Consider the following 15,482-nt stretch of genomic DNA (forward strand, 5'->3'; position numbering starts at 1 on the left):
CATGAACAGACCTCTCCTGGAAAAGGATTTCGAACTCTCGCGCCGCAGCTTCATCGTCGGCTCGGCGGCGATTGCCGGCGGCGGCCTGGCGCTCGGCCTGAGCGTGCCGTTTGACGCGGCCTATGCGGAAGGAACACCCGAGGGCGCCGTTCAGGTCAACCTCTGGGTCGCGATCAAGCCGGACGATGCCTGCGTCATTCGCGTCGCGCGCTCCGAGATGGGGCAGGGCACGCTCACAGGTTTGGCCCAGCTCGTCGCCGAAGAACTCGAATGTGACTGGGGCAAGGTCACGACGCAGGGCGTGACGCCGGGCGAGAATCTCGCGTCCAAGCGCGCCTGGGGCGAAATGGGCACCGGCGGCAGCCGCGGCATCCGTACCTCGCAGGATTATGTGCGCCGGGGCGGTGCGGCCGCGCGCATGATGCTGCTGCAAGCGGCGGCCGAACAGTGGAACGTTCCGGCCGGTGAACTCAAGGTCTCGAAGGGCGTCATTACCCATACTGCGAGCCAACGCTCGCTGCGTTATGGCGAAGTCGCGGCAGCCGCCGGCAAGCTGACGCCGCCGGATGCCAAGACCATCACGCTGAAGGACCCCAAGAGCTGGACCATTGCCGGAAAACCGCTGAAGCGGCTCGACACCGCCGATAAGCTCGACGGCAGCAAGATATTTGCGATCGATCTCAAATTGCCGGGCATGCTGTGCGCGGCGATCAAGGATTGTCCGGTGTTCGGCGGCAAACTCAAGAGCTATGACGAAGCCAAAGTCCTCGGCATGCCCGGCGTGAAGAAGGTGGTGCGGGTCAAGGAAACCGCCGTTGCGGTTGTCGCCGACACCTGGTGGAGAGCGAAAAAGGCGCTCGACGCTTTGCCGATCGTCTGGGACGAAGGGCCGAACGCGACGCAATCCAGCGCCACGATCGCGGCGATGCTCGAGGATGGCCTCACAGCTACCGCAACCAACGGCGAACGGGTGAATGGAGATGCGTTGAGGGCGATCGCGGACGCGCCGAAGAAGGTCGAAGCGGTCTATATGACGCCCTTCCTGGCGCACGCACCGCTCGAGATGATGAACTGCACGGTAAAACTCTCAGGCGATCGTGCCGATGCCTGGGTGCCGACGCAGAATCTCGAGGCGTCGCTCGCGGCGCTGTCGGAAACCTCGGGCGTTCCGCTCGACAAGTGCGAAATCCATCGTCTCGACCTCGGCGGCGGTTTTGGCCGGCGTGGCGGCACACAGGATTACGTGCATCAGGCGTCCGAGATTGCGAAGTCTTTCCCGGATACGCCGATCAAGCTGATCTGGAGCCGCGAGGAAGATCAGGCGCACGACTTCTACCGCCCGATCTCGCAATGCAAGCTGTCGGCCGGCCTCGACAATGACGGCAATCTGGTCGGGTTGCATGTTCGCGTCTCCGGCCAGTCGATCAACGCGATCGCCAACCCGAGCGCTATTGTCAACGGCAAGGACATGCGGCAGTTGCAGGGCTATTACGACACGCCCGGTGACGCGCAGTTGGGCTACGACGTGCCAAGTCTCTCGATCGAATACACGATGCGCAACAGCCATGTGCCGGTCGGCCCGTGGCGCGGCGTCAACACCAACCAGAACGCCGTCTACATGGAATGCTTCATGGAAGAGGTGGCGCGCGCGGCCGGCAAGGATTCGCTCGATTTCCGCCGCGCGCTGATGAAGGAACATCCCAAGCATCTCGCGGTACTCAACGCGGCGGCCGAGAAGGGCGATTGGGGAAAGCCGTTGCCTCCGGGCGTCCATCGCGGCATCGCGCAGTTCATGGGCTATGGCAGCTACTCGGCGGCAGTCTCCGAAGTCTCGGTGAGCCCGCAAGGCAAGCTCAGGGTTCATCGCGTGGTGCTGGCCGTCAATTGCGGCCATGCGGTCAACCCGCAACAGATCGAGGCACAGGCCCAAGGCTCGGTCGCGTTCGGCCTGACCGCGACCATGTACGGTGAAATGCCGGTCGTGAACGGCCGCATGACCAGCCTCAATTTCGACAGCTATGAGATTATGCGGCTGGCCGAAATGCCCAAGGTCGAGGTCGTGGTGGTGCCGACCTACGATTTCTGGGGCGGCGTCGGCGAGCCGACCATTTGCGTGGTCGCGCCTTCGGTGATGAACGCCATCTTCGCCGCGACCGGCAAGCCGGTGCGCAGCCTGCCGCTGAAGAATGTGAAGCTGGTGTGAGGCGAGAGCGGTCGAGATAGAGCCGCAACGGCGCTGCTCTCCCTCTCCCTGAAAGGGGGAGGGTTGGGGAGGGGGTCTGATCCCCTCCCGCTTTGCTCTCGCGAGCAAAGCGACCTCCACTTTTCAAGGGGAGGTCAAATTGCTGAGAATTCGCGATGAGTCGAGAAGCAAATCGCCCACGCGCTCCCAGTCAGGAGCCCGCAGGCGATTTATTTTCATCAAGTCGTCAGTCGTTCTGATGGATGACAGTCTTGCTTCGGTTGCCGTCGCTGTCTTCCTTCTTGATGACCGTGGTGCGGTCAGCCGGTTCGTCCTTACGGATCACGGTCTTTTCCTGGACCCGATCGCGGTCGTAATCGCGATGGCTTTCGCCAACGGTCACGCCAGCACCTACGGGGCCAACCCGAACGCCGACATCGTCGGCCAGAGCCGGCGCGGCCAAAGCACAGGTCGCCGCGGCCGCCAATAGAATCTTCCTCATACCATCCTCCTTCTGTTCGATGGCTGGTCAACGTTACCGGGGTGGCGCTGTTCCGCCGGCGCACGCACAAATATTTCGCTCATGACGTGATAAAGAGGGATCGAATTGCTTGTTCCATTGCCACACTTGAACCATCAGCCTGTGGAACAGGGGAGAAGGCTCTCGGGTCGTTGTTTTATGGTTAGCGGAAGCGTTTCAATGTCTGGCCAGGTCGAACTTGTGTTGCAGAAGATTGGTCAATCCTTGCGCCCCCTCAGCGAGGCGCCGAAGGACGGGCGCTGGATTCTGGCGAAATCCGCCGATGGGTTTGTGGTCTGCCACTGGGACCGCGATCCGCCCGGCCTTGCCGGTCCGACCTGGACCGAGGCCAACGACGCCTCGCGCGGTTATCTCGATAATCATTTCGAAGGCTGGATCGACCCGGCCGAACTGAAATTGTGGGATTACGCCACGCTCGCCGATCTCCTGATTGCCTTTGTCGACGACGCCAATGCGCGCGGCGACGAGCGGGCGCTGCGAATTATCAAGGCCCGCGCCAAGGCTTGAACGAAGCCCGACGCAAACGAATTCAGGACAGTGCGCGCATCAAGGCTGCAATCTCGATCGTCGCAAAGTTGGAATACGTATCGGATATCGCGTACGGCAAAATGATCTGATCTTTGTGCCGCATCGCCCCGCAGGTATAGACCACGTTGGGGACATAGCCTTCGCGCTCCGACGGCTCCGGCCGCAGCAACGGTTCGACCGAACGCGCCAGCACTTTGGTGGGGTCGTTCTTGTCGAGCAGCGCCGCGCCGATCGAATATCTTCGAACCGGACCTACGCCGTGCGTGAGCAACAGCCAGCCCTCGTCGAGTTCGATCGGTGAACCGCAGTTCCCGATCTGCACGAATTCCCAGGGGAATTGCGGCTTCAGGATCGCCTGGCCGCCGTCCCACCGGTACAAATCCTTCGAGTAGATCAAATAGAGATTCTCGTTGTCCTGACGTGCGATCATGGCGTATTTGCCGTGGATCCGGCGCGGGAACAGCGCCATGCCCTTGTTGCGCGCGGCGGCGCCGTCCAGCGGGGTCATTCGAAATGACCGGAAGTCGCTGGTCTCAAGCAACTCCGACCGGATCGCGAGGCCCGTATAGGCTGTATAAGTCGCATAATAGGTCTTCCGGCCGCCGTCGATGAATTCGACGAAGCGAGCGTCTTCGATACCGTGCGACTGGGATTCCGTGACCGGGAATATAACGCGTTCGCTGATGTCCCGGCTCTCTTTGAAGGTCACCTCGATGTCGTCGCCGAGTGGTCCGAATATTCGATATCCAATCTCGGGACTCGAGGCGAGCCGGGCGGTCGGATCAACCGTCAGGCCGCCGTCGGCCGCGATGGTTCCGGTACGAAAGGTCAGCGAAGACACGTGGCCCTCGCCGACGGCCCGAAGGCTGAGAATGAAGCGCAAGCCGCCTTGCGGGGCGCCTTGCTGGTGGGGGTGCGGTACGATGCTTGGATTGAACAGCGCCGACGCCTCGAACGAATATTCGTTCAGGAAGTAGGCGCCGAGAAGCTGGCGCTGGATTTCGGAAAAGCTGTCGTGCCTCGTGAGTGCGTCTTCCATTTCGTCGGCGCGAAGCTCAAAGGTCTCGAGCAAATTGCGATGCCGGCCTTGAAAATTTTCCAGCACATCCGCCAAGAGGCTGGCTGCGGATTTCGCATCGAGCGCGAGAATACGTGCGACGATATGGTTGGCGCGCGTCTTGTCCGTCGGGTTGAGATCACGGGGTTCGGTTGCCGGTTTGAAAGGCCGCACGATCACGCGCGTGGGATCGGGACGCAGATAGAGTGCCTGCCGATGCAGGAAAGAGGCTTGCGACAAAATACCCTCGGTTCGCTGGAGGTGAACTGAAATCAGGCGCTGACGGAACGAAGCGCCGCAGGGGGTGTCACGCTGACATTGACGCGTGCAAGCTGACGAATATCCGCAAGGCCGAGCAGATATGACACGACCGACTCGCCGCCGCGGTTTTCGTTGGCGCGGTCGGGATGCAATCCATCGCGGCAACTGCCGGTCTCGGGATCGACGAGCGCGACTGACAAATCGTTACGGCCGAGAAACCAGGCGAAAACGTTGGCGGCAATCGCTTTCCATTCGACGTCGCCGTCGGCTCGCCACGCTGTCAGGCAGGCGGCGATCGTGGCCGTCGCTTCCACCGGCTGTTGATCGAACGCACGAGGCGGTTGGCGCAGTTCGCCAAAGCCTAAAGTGCCCACGGGGCGGAACTGGCCGGTCGGCGTTGTCTGTTGCGTCATCAGCCAGCGCAGCGATCTTAATCCGGCATCGACGTAGTCGGGCGTTTGCGTGGCGATGCCTGTCTGCATCAGGGCCTGCGGCAGCCGTGCGTTGTCATAGGCGAGGCCCTCCTCGAACCACGACCAGTCCGGCGTCTCGACCGCCGCGAGGCCGGACATCAGTCGGTCGGCGAGAGAATGCCTGATTTCCCGGGCGCGCAGATCAGGCACGACCGCGCAATAACCGTCCAGACCCAACAGCGTGAAGGCCAATGCCCGGGGTGAATGAAACGTCAGCACGGTTGGCAGCGCCTCGGCAAACAGCGCTGCGGCCCATCGCCGCCGCGACGGGCTCGCATCTTTGCGGGCGCACTCGCCGAGCGCCCACAAGGTTCGGCCGTGGCTGTCTTCCGAACCGCAATCTTCGAGCCAGGTTCGATTGAAGCCCATGAAATTACGAAAGCGTTTGGTGTCGGGATTCCACGCGTGCTGCACGAACGCGGCAAACCGGGCGGTCAAAACCTCCGACAGGCGTTTTTCGCCGGGATTGTTGAGAGCGCAGGCCAGCAGCAAGGCGCGCGCGTTGTCATCGACGCAATAGCCGTGCGAACGGTCCGGCACCGAATGCACCGCGTGCTGGAACAGGCCGGTGTCGTCGCACATGGAAAGAAAGTGGCCCAATTGCATGTCCGACGCCGCGGGGCTATGGGCAATCGGGACCGGTCCGGTCCGCGCGATCACCTTGAGCCAGTCGCCATGGCGCGCATTTTCGAAGACGGCGATGTAACGCTCGGCCGTGCGCTCCCACGTCATCGACCGGCTGACGGCGTAAGCGCGCTCGCGCATCGCCTGGCGGCGAGGGGCGTCGGTGAGCAATAGCGCGATTTCCTTGCCGATCGCGGCGGCATTGCCGAACGGCACGATGACGCCGCGGCCGTCATCCAACAGCTCCAGCGCGTGCCAGTAAGGCGTCGATACCACCGGCTTGCCCAGTCCAAAGCTGTAAGCCAGCGTGCCGGACGTCATTTGCGCTTCATTGAGATAGGGCGTGACGTAGACGTCGCACATCGAAATGAATTCGAGCAATGTCGCCTGATCCACGAACTGGTCGAGGAAGACGACATGGTTCTCGATGCCAAGTGCGTGTACACGCGCCACCAGGCTGTCGCGATAGGCCTCGCCCTGGTCGCGCACCAGATTGGGGTGCGTCGCACCGAGCACGACGTAGACCGCGTCGGGCCGATGCTGCAAGATCGCAGGCATGGCGTCGATCATGACCTCGATGCCCTTGCTGGGAGAGAGCAGGCCGAACGTCAGAATGACGGCACGGTCGGCGAAACCGAGTTTGGCTTTCGCCGCATCGGGCTCCGCAAACGGAAATTCGGGGATTCCATGCGGGATAACCTCGATTTTATCGTCTGTGACGCCATAGACGCTGCGCAACATCTCCCGGCCCTTGCTGGCCATCACGATGATCTTCGAAGAGGCCTCGACGAGTCGCTCCATCACCGCGCGTTGCGCGGCGCTCGGTTTGGCCAGCACCGTGTGCAGCGTCGTGACGACCGGCATGCTCAACCGTGAAAGCAGCTCGAGAATGTGGCTGCCGGCTTCGCCGCCGAATATTCCGAACTCGTGCTGCAGGCAGATGAGGTCAAAACGGCCGGCGTTCAGGAATGAAGCAGCGCGCACATAATCGTCGATCGTGTCGTCTTTGATCTGAAAGGCGACCGAGGCGGGATATTCGTAGCTTTGACCGTGGTCGTTCATCGCCACGATGCAGGTCTCGACCTTTGGTTGCGAATTCGCGATCGCTCGTACCAGATCGGTCGTGAAGGTGGCGATGCCGCAGCGGCGGGGCAGCGAATTGCCGATCACGGCGATGCGGCGATGCGGCGTCATGATTGCACTCCGGCAGGGCCCGCGAATTGCGGAAGGGCTGGAGATTTGACCGGAGTGGCCGGCGGCTCAGCGAGCGACTGCAACAGCGCATCGATCGGGTAGCTTGCCGGGTAAGCGATCAGCGCCTTCAATCCGTCGGCGCCAACCTCAATGCTGGCGCGGCCGCCGCCTACGAAGATGGCCTGTCCGATCGATACGGTGGTTAGTCCGATCGCCGCGTGGCCATCGAGAGCGAGAATCCAGGTCTCGGCCTCGGCCAACAGCGCCCAGCTTGAACCCGCAAGGAGCTCAACTCGCTCCAGGACGAAATGCCGGCTGATGACCAGCGCCGTCCGGGCTGTCGTGAGGCGGGTCGGATCGCAGCGCGCTGGAAGCGGCCACGGGTGGGCAACCGCGATGCCGTTGTCTTCGTCCAACGCGCGCTGCCTTCCAAAATCGAACAGGCGGAATGTCGTGTCGCTGCGCTGCTGAATTTCAGCAAGCACGATACCGGCGCCGATGGCGTGGATGGTGCCGGCCGGGATGTAGATCACGTCGCCCTTCGCGACCGGGCGCCAGTCAACCAGCTCGGTGATCGAACCGTTCTGGACCGAAGCCCGTAATTGCTGGAGCGTGACCTGATGCTTCAATCCGACGCCTACCTTCGCGTCAGGCTCGGCCGAAAGGATATACCAGGCCTCGCTCTTGCCATTCGGCATTCCCATCGCGCGGGCGAACGTGTCGTCAGGATGAACCTGGATCGACAACGGTTCGCTGGTGAACAGAAGCTTGAGGAGCAAAGCCGGGGTGGGAGCATGCGTGCCCTCCCGTTCGAACCACAGTTCGCCGATGGCATCGCTCGAGCCGTCAAGGCTGCTCCAGGGTTGCAGATCGCGGACCCCCCACGGCTTGTGAACGACCCGCACGGCGGCAAGCTCGGTAGGCATACATTTTCCCGATCCATGACGCGCACGTCGGGGTGACGTGCCGTTGGCTGATATCGTTCGTGAGTTTTCGCTTAGCTGCGGCGTCGCGTTTTCAAGCAGAACTTGCTGCAAGAATCGATCAAGCTGGTGCGCCCCCGTGGCTTTCCGGAGTTGGTCGAAGTTGTGCCGCGATGGCACGAACTGCGGAAAGTGGGCGCTAGATGATCATATGGGGACTGGCATGCCCGATAGCAACCATCGAGCGGCGCGTGTTTTGGGGGCGCGCGGCGCCCAGCAGTGCCGCTATGGCTACTGCGGAACGGCCGCTGCGATCAGGCCGGGATTGTTTTGCAGCTTTTCGGCTTCCACCTGACCGGACGGCGTGTTGTCGTCGAGGAAGCGGTCGAGAATCGACTGGATCGTGTTCTTGACCCCGTCCGGGCCGCGGTCGCTGAGATCGTTGTGCTGGTAGGTGGTCTTGACCACGGTGATGCCGGCCTTCTGGCACACCTCGTCGTTGGGCACGACGCCGGGATCGGCCTTGAACACCGGATCTTTCGAGCGGAACGACAGGATCTTGAACTTGCCGTCGGTGATGAAGGGGACGCGCAGGTTGTCGAGCGTCACCACCTTCTTGATCATGTCGGGATAACGCTTGGCGAAATACATCGAGATGTCGCCGCCGTTGGAATGGCCCACCATGGTCAATTGATGATAGTCGGCGTTCGGATAGCTGGTCTTGAGTTCGTCGAGCGCGAACATGATATTGGCGATGCCGCGATTATAGTGCGACCTGCGGCCGACATATTCCTCGCCGACCTGCGTTATCATGGGCCCGTCGGAATCGATGTCGTGCTGGACGCTCACGACCAGATAGCCGCGCATCGCAAAGACATTCGCGAGGAAGGAATACTCGGTGAACTTGACCGTGTTGCCGTGGTTGAGGATCGCCACCGGCAGCGTGATCATCTCGGCGATGGATTCCATCTCCCTGTCGCGACGGACCGCGATGTCGATTTCGACCGGCCGGTCGGTCCGCTGGGGATCGTACAGCGTCAGCGTCTTGTGACGGATCGCCCACTTGCTGGCGGTGAAATAAGCGACTGTAGCCAGCACGCAGACCGACAGCAGAATGGCCATTCCGCGTTTCATGATCGCTCTCTTGAATGCCTGAATGAAAGATTGAAGATCGCAAGGCGTATTGTCCCGCGCTTTCGTCACAGCGGCGTGACACCTGGAGCTCAGCTTCCGAAGTTTGCATGGTCTCGCCGCACCCGATATTTCCGTCACAACGACGTGACACCGGGGCAAGACATTGGGAATCAACCACTTCCTTGCGGGGTCGCGCTTGCGCGTCGGCGGGCCTCATGGCTGACTATGCGGGCTTCAGGTAGCCCGTTATGGGCGGTCATTTCTAATACAGGGGGAATTTAATCGATGGATCGCGTCAGCAAGTATACGCCGGAGTTGCTCAGCATCGTCCGTCTGGTGGTAGGGCTGTTGTTTCTCGAGCACGGCACCTCGAAGCTGTTCGACTTTCCGCACGGACCGGTGCAGCCGGCCATGGGTTCGCTGATCTGGTTTCAGGGCGTCATCGAACTCGTCGGCGGCGTGCTGATTGCAGTCGGTTTCCTGACGCGGCCCGTCGCCTTCATCCTCGCCGGCGACATGGCGGTCGCCTATTTCATGGCGCATGCGCCGAAGGGGTTCTTCCCGATGCTCAATGGCGGCGACGGCGCCATTCTCTACTGCTTCATCTTCCTGATCTACTTCGTGGCAGGACCGGGCCGCTGGGCCGCGGACGGATCGGTGAAGTAGCGAGATCTTTCTTATCCTCCCCCGCGAAAGCGCGGGGAGGGAGTAGTGTCCGGGCCGTCAGGCGCCATCCAGGATCACGAGATTTCCCTTCGAACTCTGGTGCCGCAGCCCGATGATCTCCTGGTATTCGGCCGATTTGTACCAGCCCTCGGCGGCTTCGCGCGACGGAAATTCGATGATCACGGTGCGCGGGTGCTGCCACTCGCCCTCAAGCACGGTGAATTTGCCGCCGCGCGCGACGAACCGGCCGTCGAACGGCGCAAGCGTGGCGGCGACGCCCTTTGCGTATTCGGCAAACATCGCCTGGTCGTGGATCGTCTCCAGCGCGATCACATAGGCTTTCACGGTGCGCCTCTCGTCTACACAAGTCCGGTGAGGTAGTAGACGCCGATCACGAAGAAGACGCCGAGCGTCTTCAGACACGTGACGGCAAAGATGTCTTTGTAGGATTGCCGGTGGGTGAGGCCGGTCACCGCGAGCAGCGTGATGACGGCGCCGTTATGCGGCAACGTGTCCATGCCGCCGCTCGCCATCGAGGCCACACGGTGTAAGACCTCCATCGGAATGTGCGCGGCCTCCGCCATGGCGACGAAATCCTTGGACATGGCGGCGAGCGCAATCGACATGCCGCCGGAGGCGGATCCCGTGATGCCGGCGAGCGCGGTGACGGTGATGGCTTCGTTGACCAGCGGATTGGGAATCGATTTGAGCGCATCCTTGATCACGAGAAATCCAGGCAGCGCCGCGATCACGCCGCCGAAGCCATACTCCGAAGCCGTGTTCATCGCCGCCAGCAACGCACCGCCGACGGCGGCCTTGCTGCCTTCGGCGAAGGTGGAAGCGAGTTTGCCGAAGGCAAAGATGAAGACGGTAATAATGCCGCAGGCCAACGCGCCCTCGACCGCCCAGATCGCCTTGATGCCGGGAATCGGATTGGCGATCGGATGATCGAGCGCCAGTGTCAGATCGTAATTGGTGCCGTAGGCGCGATCGATCAGGCCGCCGAACAGGCCCGGGAAACCGCCGAGCACGAGGTTGACCACAAAGACAACGATCAAGGGCAGAAAGGCGATGAACGCGGGCGCGAGGTCCTTGGTGTCGACCGGCGGCGGCTCGTTGCTGTGTCCCTCGCCATAACCTTCGCCGGCTTTGGCGGCCGCGCGGCGCCGCCATTCCAGATACGTCAGCCCGAGCACCAGGATGAAGATTCCGCCTAACGTGCCAAGAATGGGCGCCGCGCCATTGGTGGTCTTGAAATAGGTGGTCGGAATGATGTTCTGGATTTGCGGGCTGAAGGGCAACGAATCCATGGTGAAGGAGAACGCGCCGAGCGCGATCGTGCCCGGGATCAGGCGCTTGGGGATATTGCCGGCGCGAAACATCTCCGCCGCAAAGGGATAGGCGGCGAACACGACGACGAACAGCGACACGCCGCCGTAAGTGAGAACGCCGCAGACCAGCACGATCGCCAGCATCGCGCGCTGCGGGCCTACGAGATCGATCACGGCGGCCACGATCGATTTCGAGAAGCCGGAGAGTTCGATCACCTTGCCGAACACGGCGCCCAGCAGAAAGACCGGAAAGTACAGTTTTGCAAAGCCGACCATCTTGTCCATGAAGAGGCCGGTGAAGGCGGCCGGCACCGCAGCGGGATCGGTGAGGAGCACCGCGCCAAGGGCTGCGATCGGCGCAAACAGGATCACGCTGAAGCCGCGATAGGCGACGAACATCAGGAAAACCAGCGCGGCAAGCGCGATCAGAAAACTCATCGATACCTCCCCATGGTTTCGCTTTTGTGTTTTGCGCATCGTTTTCGCGAACCGCCACAAGTTTGCTCTAGGAAGTTGCGGACTCGCAAGCGATTTTGCCGGGGCTTTCGTTTTGCGCGGCAAGACAAAACAAAAGCCGGCAGGAAAATCCTGCCGGCCCGAAATGCCAGATGCCAGAAAGCGTGGAGCCTTATGTCATCTCAGCGTCAAATCTCTAGGCATTCAGTCTTTATGCATTGAGTCTTGGCAACAGCTTCAGCGCATTGCCGCGCTCGATGTCCATGATCTGCGCGTCGGTGAAGATGCCAGAGCTTCGCAAGCCCTTCACATGATCGATGCCGGTGCGGTAGGGAAAATCCGTGCCGAACACGATTTGCGAGGTCGGGATGATCGCGGTCAGCGCCGACATCGACGCCTTGTTCGAGGTTTGCGCGGTGTCGTAATAGAACCGCGTCAGCTCGGCGAGCGTGCCATCCGGCACCATCGGCTTGTATTTCGCCTCGATCATCGGCTGGCGGATGAAGCGCTCGATCAAAAACGGCATGGTGCCGCCGGCATGCGAGAAGATCCACTTGATGTCGCGGAATTTTTGGGCGTTGCCGGAAAACACGATGTCGCCGATCGTGCGCGTGGTGTCGGTGCCCCATTCGACCAATGTCGGCGGCTCGTTGGGGAGCAGGTTGACGCAGCAATCGGCGGTCGAGGGATGGGTATAGACCACGCATTTGCGGCGGTTGAGTTCTTCCATGACCGGCAGGAACGACGGATGGCCGAGCCACTTGTCGCGATAGTTCGTCATCAACCCGATGCCGTCGAGCTTGAGCGTATCGAGCGCGTAGGCGATTTCCTTCAGCGAACCCTCGGTGTCGGTGAGCGGCAGCATCGCCCAGCCACCGAAGCGGCCGGGATGATCTGATATCAGCTTGGCGTTATATTCGTTGCATTCGCGTACCAGTTTGCGCGCCGCTTCGCCGGAGGTGAAGTTGACGCCGGGTTGCGTCACCGACAGCATCGAGACCGCGATGCCGGCCTGGTCCATGTCGGCAAGGGATTTCTCCACCGTCCAGCCGCGCAGCAGGCCGTCGCCGAAATTATTGGCGACCGACGCCTGAATATAGCTCGGCGGCGACAGATGATGATGAACATCGATCCGGTAAGATTTTGTATCGGCACTTTGCGCCAATGCCTGTCCGGCGCGGCCAAAGCCGGTCGCCGCTAGCGTGGCCGCGCCCGCGGCGCTCGCCATGAATTGGCGCCGGCTCAAGCCGCCATTGGTCAGCGACAGCGTGTCGTCGCATCCACAGGCGCAAGCGCCGATCGATAGGCGCATTTTGCCTTCGTCCCCATGATTCATGTTGTTCTCCCTTACCGGTCCCTATTCAGGACTTCTTGATCGAAACGGTCACACCTTAGCGATGTTGCCGTGGCAGACAATAGGGCCTCAAGCTCACCTCCTAGAGCGCTAAAGGGAATAATCCGGCGTGTCCGAGGTTAGGTGGGAGAGGGGCCGCGGCTGCTTTTTGAAAGTTGAGCTTTGTGAATTCAGGCTTTTGGAGAAATGAAATGATGGCGTCGATCAGATCCGGATTGTTTTTGCTGGCGGCTTTCGCGGCGATAAGCGCCTCACCGGTCGCGGCGCAAACGCCATCACCCGCCGGCGCCAAAGCTTACATCATTAATCTCAAGGACGGCGCCGAAGTGACGAGCCCGTTCCTGGTGCAGTTCGGCCTGTCGGGCATGGGCGTAGCGCCGGCCGGGGTCGAAAAGCCCAACACCGGACATCATCATCTCCTGATCGACACCAAGCTGACCGACGAGCAGATGAAAGAGCCGATCCCCGCCGACGACACCCACAAGCACTTCGGCGGCGGCCAGACCGAAGCGATGGTGACGCTCTCGCCGGGCACGCACACGCTGCAACTGATGCTCGCCGACTGGTCGCACATTCCGCATTCCCCGCCGGTGATGTCCGAGCCGATCACGATCACGGTGAAGTAAAGTCATTGAGAAACAGCGGATAAGAAAATAGTCAGGCCTGCTGTCTATCTAATCACGCTTGTCTCACAAGCATGCTGCGTTGCAGTGCAGTCGGTGGAAAAATAGATTTATTCTTTTTTCTTGGCCAAAAAAGCAACACACGGAACTGATGAAGTCTGCTAGCGTGATGCCGTTACTTGGCTTCACACAGAAGGAGTGGAGTTCATGAACAGGCTCGTTGAAATTCGCCGCCAGGAGCATTTTTGCCGTGAGCGTGCGTTATTCGATTCCGAGCGCAAGACGTTCTGGCTCGCGGAGGCCGAAATCTGGGAGCAGCGCGCGCTCGACGAGATCGCGTTCCACTTCCGGGAGTGCAATATCGAAACTCCGGGTATTGAGACGCCGGGCCACTCAATTCCAAGTCAGTCCCTGAACGCCGCGTAACTCAAAAGCGAAATCGCGATGTTGATTGCGGGTGGCAGAGTCGCTGCCCCGCGGAAGGCTTGTCGTCTCCAAGATTGACGTTGCTGGTAGCATGCGTCATGGCAGGGCTTGACCCGGCCATCCACGCCTTCCTTTTTAACGGAGTTTAAGACGTGGATGCCCGGCACAAGGCCGGGCATGACGAGAGAACGCGGTCGACCCCGCCCCAGCCCTCCGCCATTCCGCTAGGAGGGAGCCTTCCGCCGACCCGCCCCCTTCCAGAGGGAGGGACCGTTCTGCTAAAGCCAAGTCCGTGAAGATCAACAACAAAAGCCAAACGGGCAAGGGCAGGGCGGGATGACGGTTTTGGGCGCCTCGGGCGATGTCGGTGCATCGCAGGCGGACGCAGCCAATGCCGTGCTGCAAAGCGCGGTGAAAAAGGCCGCGCTCCGGTTCGTGCCGCTGCTGACGGTTGCCTATCTCTTCAATTATCTTGACCGCACCAGCCTCAGCGTCGCAGCGCTGACCATGAACCAGCAATTGGGATTGACTCCGTCACAGTTCGGGCTTGCCGCCGGCATCTTCTTTCTCGGCTATTCCGTGTTCGAGATCCCGAGCAACCTGCTGCTCTATAAAGTGGGCGCGCGGCGCTGGATCGCGCGTATCATGATCAGTTGGGGACTGGTGTCGGCTTGTATGGCCTTCGTGGTCGGTCCGAACAGTTTTTATGGCCTGCGGCTTCTGCTCGGCATCATGGAAGCCGGCTTCTTTCCCGGCGTGACGTTTTTTCTCGCCGCCTGGTTCCCGACCCAATTCCGCACGCGGATGCTGGCCTGGTTTCTGGTCGGCATTCCCTTGTCGTCGCTGATCGGGACGCCCGTTTGCAGCATGTTGCTGCAAATGGATGGCATCTGGGGGCTGCACGGCTGGCAATGGATGTTTCTTCTGGTGAGCTTGCCTTGCGTGCCGCTCGGCATTCTCACGCTCACCCTGCTGGCCGACCGGCCGCAGACCGCATCCTTTCTTACGAAAGAAGAGCGTGACACGCTCGACGGCGTACTGGCCTGCGAAGTGCGGGAACGGCCGCATTCTTCGCTGTGGGGAGCGCTAAAGGATGCGCGCGTGTTGATTTGCGCCGCGATCCAGTTCGGCTTCACGCTCGGCTCCTACGGCATCGGCATCTGGCTGCCGTTGATGCTGAAGGAGTATCACCTCTCCAATGTCACGGTCGGCTGGGTCACCGCGATTCCCTATCTCTTCGCGTCCGTCGGCATGATCCTGTGGGCGCGCTATGTCGACCATAAGGGGCGGCGCATCGCCAATCTCGCGCTGGCGTGCCTGCTCGGCGGCATCGGCCTCTTGGCGCCGATCCTGTCCAACTCGCTTATATCGGCCGTGATCGGATTTTCCCTTGCGCTGATCGGTGTCACCGCGGCCCGCGCGATTTTCTGGACCATCCCGACGCGCTTCCTCACCGGCGTGGCAGCCGCCGGCGGTCTTGCCTTCATCAACAGCGTTGCCACGACCGGAGGCTTTTTCGGCCCCTATATGATGGGCTGGCTGAAGGAGTTTTCCGGCTCTTACGTCATCGGCCTGCTGGCGGTCGCCGCCATCATCTTTGCCTCGACGCTCGCATCGCTGTCGCTGAAGCTGTTCATTTCGAAGGAATAAAAAGTCGGGCGAACCCGCGTCCGATTGAAAATGTTTTGCATTTGCAGATGACCTCGCCC

At 61.1% G+C, this 15,482-nt stretch carries 14 protein-coding genes; 6 read left to right on the plus strand and 8 right to left on the minus strand.

All coding sequences use genetic code 11. The features are described 5' to 3' along the window. Position 1 precedes the first annotated feature (1 nt). Positions 2 to 2,203, plus strand: a complete 2,202-nt coding sequence (locus tag ABSE61_RS00990) for a xanthine dehydrogenase family protein molybdopterin-binding subunit (protein ID WP_423869186.1) — start codon at positions 2 to 4, stop codon at positions 2,201 to 2,203. Between the two features lie 226 nt (positions 2,204 to 2,429). On the opposite strand, the gene ABSE61_RS00995 is transcribed toward ABSE61_RS00990, so the two are convergent. Beyond that, positions 2,430 to 2,684 (minus strand): hypothetical protein, encoded by a 255-nt coding sequence (locus ABSE61_RS00995; RefSeq protein ID WP_423869187.1) that lies wholly within the window; start codon positions 2,682 to 2,684, stop codon positions 2,430 to 2,432. Between the two features lie 198 nt (positions 2,685 to 2,882). Between ABSE61_RS00995 and ABSE61_RS01000 the strand changes: the two genes are divergently transcribed. Next, entirely contained in the window at positions 2,883 to 3,230 is a 348-nt protein-coding gene (locus ABSE61_RS01000) for a hypothetical protein (protein ID WP_423869188.1), read from the plus strand. A 22-nt stretch (positions 3,231 to 3,252) separates the two neighbouring features. Here the strand turns inward: ABSE61_RS01000 and ABSE61_RS01005 are convergent, their stop codons facing one another. From ABSE61_RS01005 to ABSE61_RS01020, 4 genes are all read right to left on the minus strand, one after another. Continuing rightward, positions 3,253 to 4,548, minus strand: coding sequence for a glycoside hydrolase family 130 protein (locus ABSE61_RS01005; RefSeq protein ID WP_423869189.1), 1,296 nt, complete (start codon positions 4,546 to 4,548; stop codon positions 3,253 to 3,255). A 32-nt stretch (positions 4,549 to 4,580) separates the two neighbouring features. Next, positions 4,581 to 6,860, minus strand: coding sequence for a glycosyltransferase family 4 protein (locus ABSE61_RS01010; RefSeq protein WP_423869190.1), 2,280 nt, complete (start codon positions 6,858 to 6,860; stop codon positions 4,581 to 4,583). Next, complete coding sequence (locus tag ABSE61_RS01015; RefSeq protein ID WP_423869191.1) at positions 6,857 to 7,786, minus strand: class I mannose-6-phosphate isomerase; 930 nt, start codon at positions 7,784 to 7,786, stop codon at positions 6,857 to 6,859. The genes ABSE61_RS01010 and ABSE61_RS01015 overlap by 4 nt, the downstream gene beginning before the upstream one ends. Positions 7,787 to 8,074: 288 nt before the next feature. Next, complete coding sequence (locus ABSE61_RS01020; protein ID WP_423869192.1) at positions 8,075 to 8,917, minus strand: alpha/beta hydrolase; 843 nt, start codon at positions 8,915 to 8,917, stop codon at positions 8,075 to 8,077. A gap of 285 nt (positions 8,918 to 9,202) precedes the next feature. On the opposite strand from ABSE61_RS01020, the gene ABSE61_RS01025 reads away from it, so the two are divergent. Beyond that, entirely contained in the window at positions 9,203 to 9,583 is a 381-nt protein-coding gene (locus tag ABSE61_RS01025) for a DoxX family protein (RefSeq protein ID WP_423869193.1), read from the plus strand. Positions 9,584 to 9,640: 57 nt separating this feature from the next. On the opposite strand, the gene ABSE61_RS01030 is transcribed toward ABSE61_RS01025, so the two are convergent. The 3 genes from ABSE61_RS01030 to ABSE61_RS01040 all read right to left on the minus strand — a co-directional run bounded on the left by ABSE61_RS01030 (position 9,641) and on the right by ABSE61_RS01040 (position 12,706). Next, positions 9,641 to 9,928 (minus strand): DUF1330 domain-containing protein, encoded by a 288-nt coding sequence (locus tag ABSE61_RS01030; RefSeq protein WP_423869194.1) that lies wholly within the window; start codon positions 9,926 to 9,928, stop codon positions 9,641 to 9,643. A 14-nt stretch (positions 9,929 to 9,942) separates the two neighbouring features. After that, positions 9,943 to 11,352, minus strand: coding sequence for a GntP family permease (locus ABSE61_RS01035; protein WP_423869195.1), 1,410 nt, complete (start codon positions 11,350 to 11,352; stop codon positions 9,943 to 9,945). Positions 11,353 to 11,581: 229 nt separating this feature from the next. Continuing rightward, positions 11,582 to 12,706, minus strand: a complete 1,125-nt coding sequence (locus ABSE61_RS01040) for an amidohydrolase family protein (protein WP_423869196.1) — start codon at positions 12,704 to 12,706, stop codon at positions 11,582 to 11,584. A gap of 212 nt (positions 12,707 to 12,918) precedes the next feature. Here ABSE61_RS01040 and ABSE61_RS01045 point away from each other — a divergent pair, with 212 nt between their 5' ends. From ABSE61_RS01045 to ABSE61_RS01055, 3 genes are all read left to right on the plus strand, one after another. Next, positions 12,919 to 13,350, plus strand: a complete 432-nt coding sequence (locus ABSE61_RS01045) for a DUF4399 domain-containing protein (RefSeq protein WP_423869356.1) — start codon at positions 12,919 to 12,921, stop codon at positions 13,348 to 13,350. Between the two features lie 204 nt (positions 13,351 to 13,554). Next, the gene (locus tag ABSE61_RS01050; RefSeq protein ID WP_423869197.1) at positions 13,555 to 13,773 is read left to right on the plus strand and encodes a hypothetical protein; all 219 of its coding nucleotides are present in this window, start codon (positions 13,555 to 13,557) and stop codon (positions 13,771 to 13,773) included. Between the two features lie 336 nt (positions 13,774 to 14,109). Then, entirely contained in the window at positions 14,110 to 15,423 is a 1,314-nt protein-coding gene (locus tag ABSE61_RS01055; RefSeq protein ID WP_423869198.1) for an MFS transporter, read from the plus strand. The last annotated feature ends 59 nt before the right edge of the window (positions 15,424 to 15,482 follow it).

This window comes from Bradyrhizobium sp. (genome assembly GCF_049519115.1).
Lineage (GTDB): Bacteria > Pseudomonadota > Alphaproteobacteria > Rhizobiales > Xanthobacteraceae > Bradyrhizobium.

Excerpts from the sequence above, each read along its gene's own strand:
- ABSE61_RS01040 (WP_423869196.1), bottom strand. The coding sequence starts at position 12,706 with ATGAATCATGGGGACGAAGGCAAAATGCGCCTATCGATCGGCGCTTGC.
- ABSE61_RS01010 (WP_423869190.1), bottom strand. The coding sequence starts at position 6,860 with ATGACGCCGCATCGCCGCATCGCCGTGATCGGCAATTCGCTGCCCCGC.
- ABSE61_RS01035 (WP_423869195.1), bottom strand. The coding sequence starts at position 11,352 with ATGAGTTTTCTGATCGCGCTTGCCGCGCTGGTTTTCCTGATGTTCGTC.
- ABSE61_RS00995 (WP_423869187.1), bottom strand. The coding sequence starts at position 2,684 with ATGAGGAAGATTCTATTGGCGGCCGCGGCGACCTGTGCTTTGGCCGCG.
- ABSE61_RS00990 (WP_423869186.1), top strand. The coding sequence starts at position 2 with ATGAACAGACCTCTCCTGGAAAAGGATTTCGAACTCTCGCGCCGCAGC.
- ABSE61_RS01045 (WP_423869356.1), top strand. The coding sequence starts at position 12,919 with ATGGCGTCGATCAGATCCGGATTGTTTTTGCTGGCGGCTTTCGCGGCG.
- ABSE61_RS01015 (WP_423869191.1), bottom strand. The coding sequence starts at position 7,786 with ATGCCTACCGAGCTTGCCGCCGTGCGGGTCGTTCACAAGCCGTGGGGG.
- ABSE61_RS01000 (WP_423869188.1), top strand. The coding sequence starts at position 2,883 with ATGTCTGGCCAGGTCGAACTTGTGTTGCAGAAGATTGGTCAATCCTTG.
- ABSE61_RS01055 (WP_423869198.1), top strand. The coding sequence starts at position 14,110 with ATGACGGTTTTGGGCGCCTCGGGCGATGTCGGTGCATCGCAGGCGGAC.
- ABSE61_RS01025 (WP_423869193.1), top strand. The coding sequence starts at position 9,203 with ATGGATCGCGTCAGCAAGTATACGCCGGAGTTGCTCAGCATCGTCCGT.
- ABSE61_RS01050 (WP_423869197.1), top strand. The coding sequence starts at position 13,555 with ATGAACAGGCTCGTTGAAATTCGCCGCCAGGAGCATTTTTGCCGTGAG.
- ABSE61_RS01020 (WP_423869192.1), bottom strand. The coding sequence starts at position 8,917 with ATGAAACGCGGAATGGCCATTCTGCTGTCGGTCTGCGTGCTGGCTACA.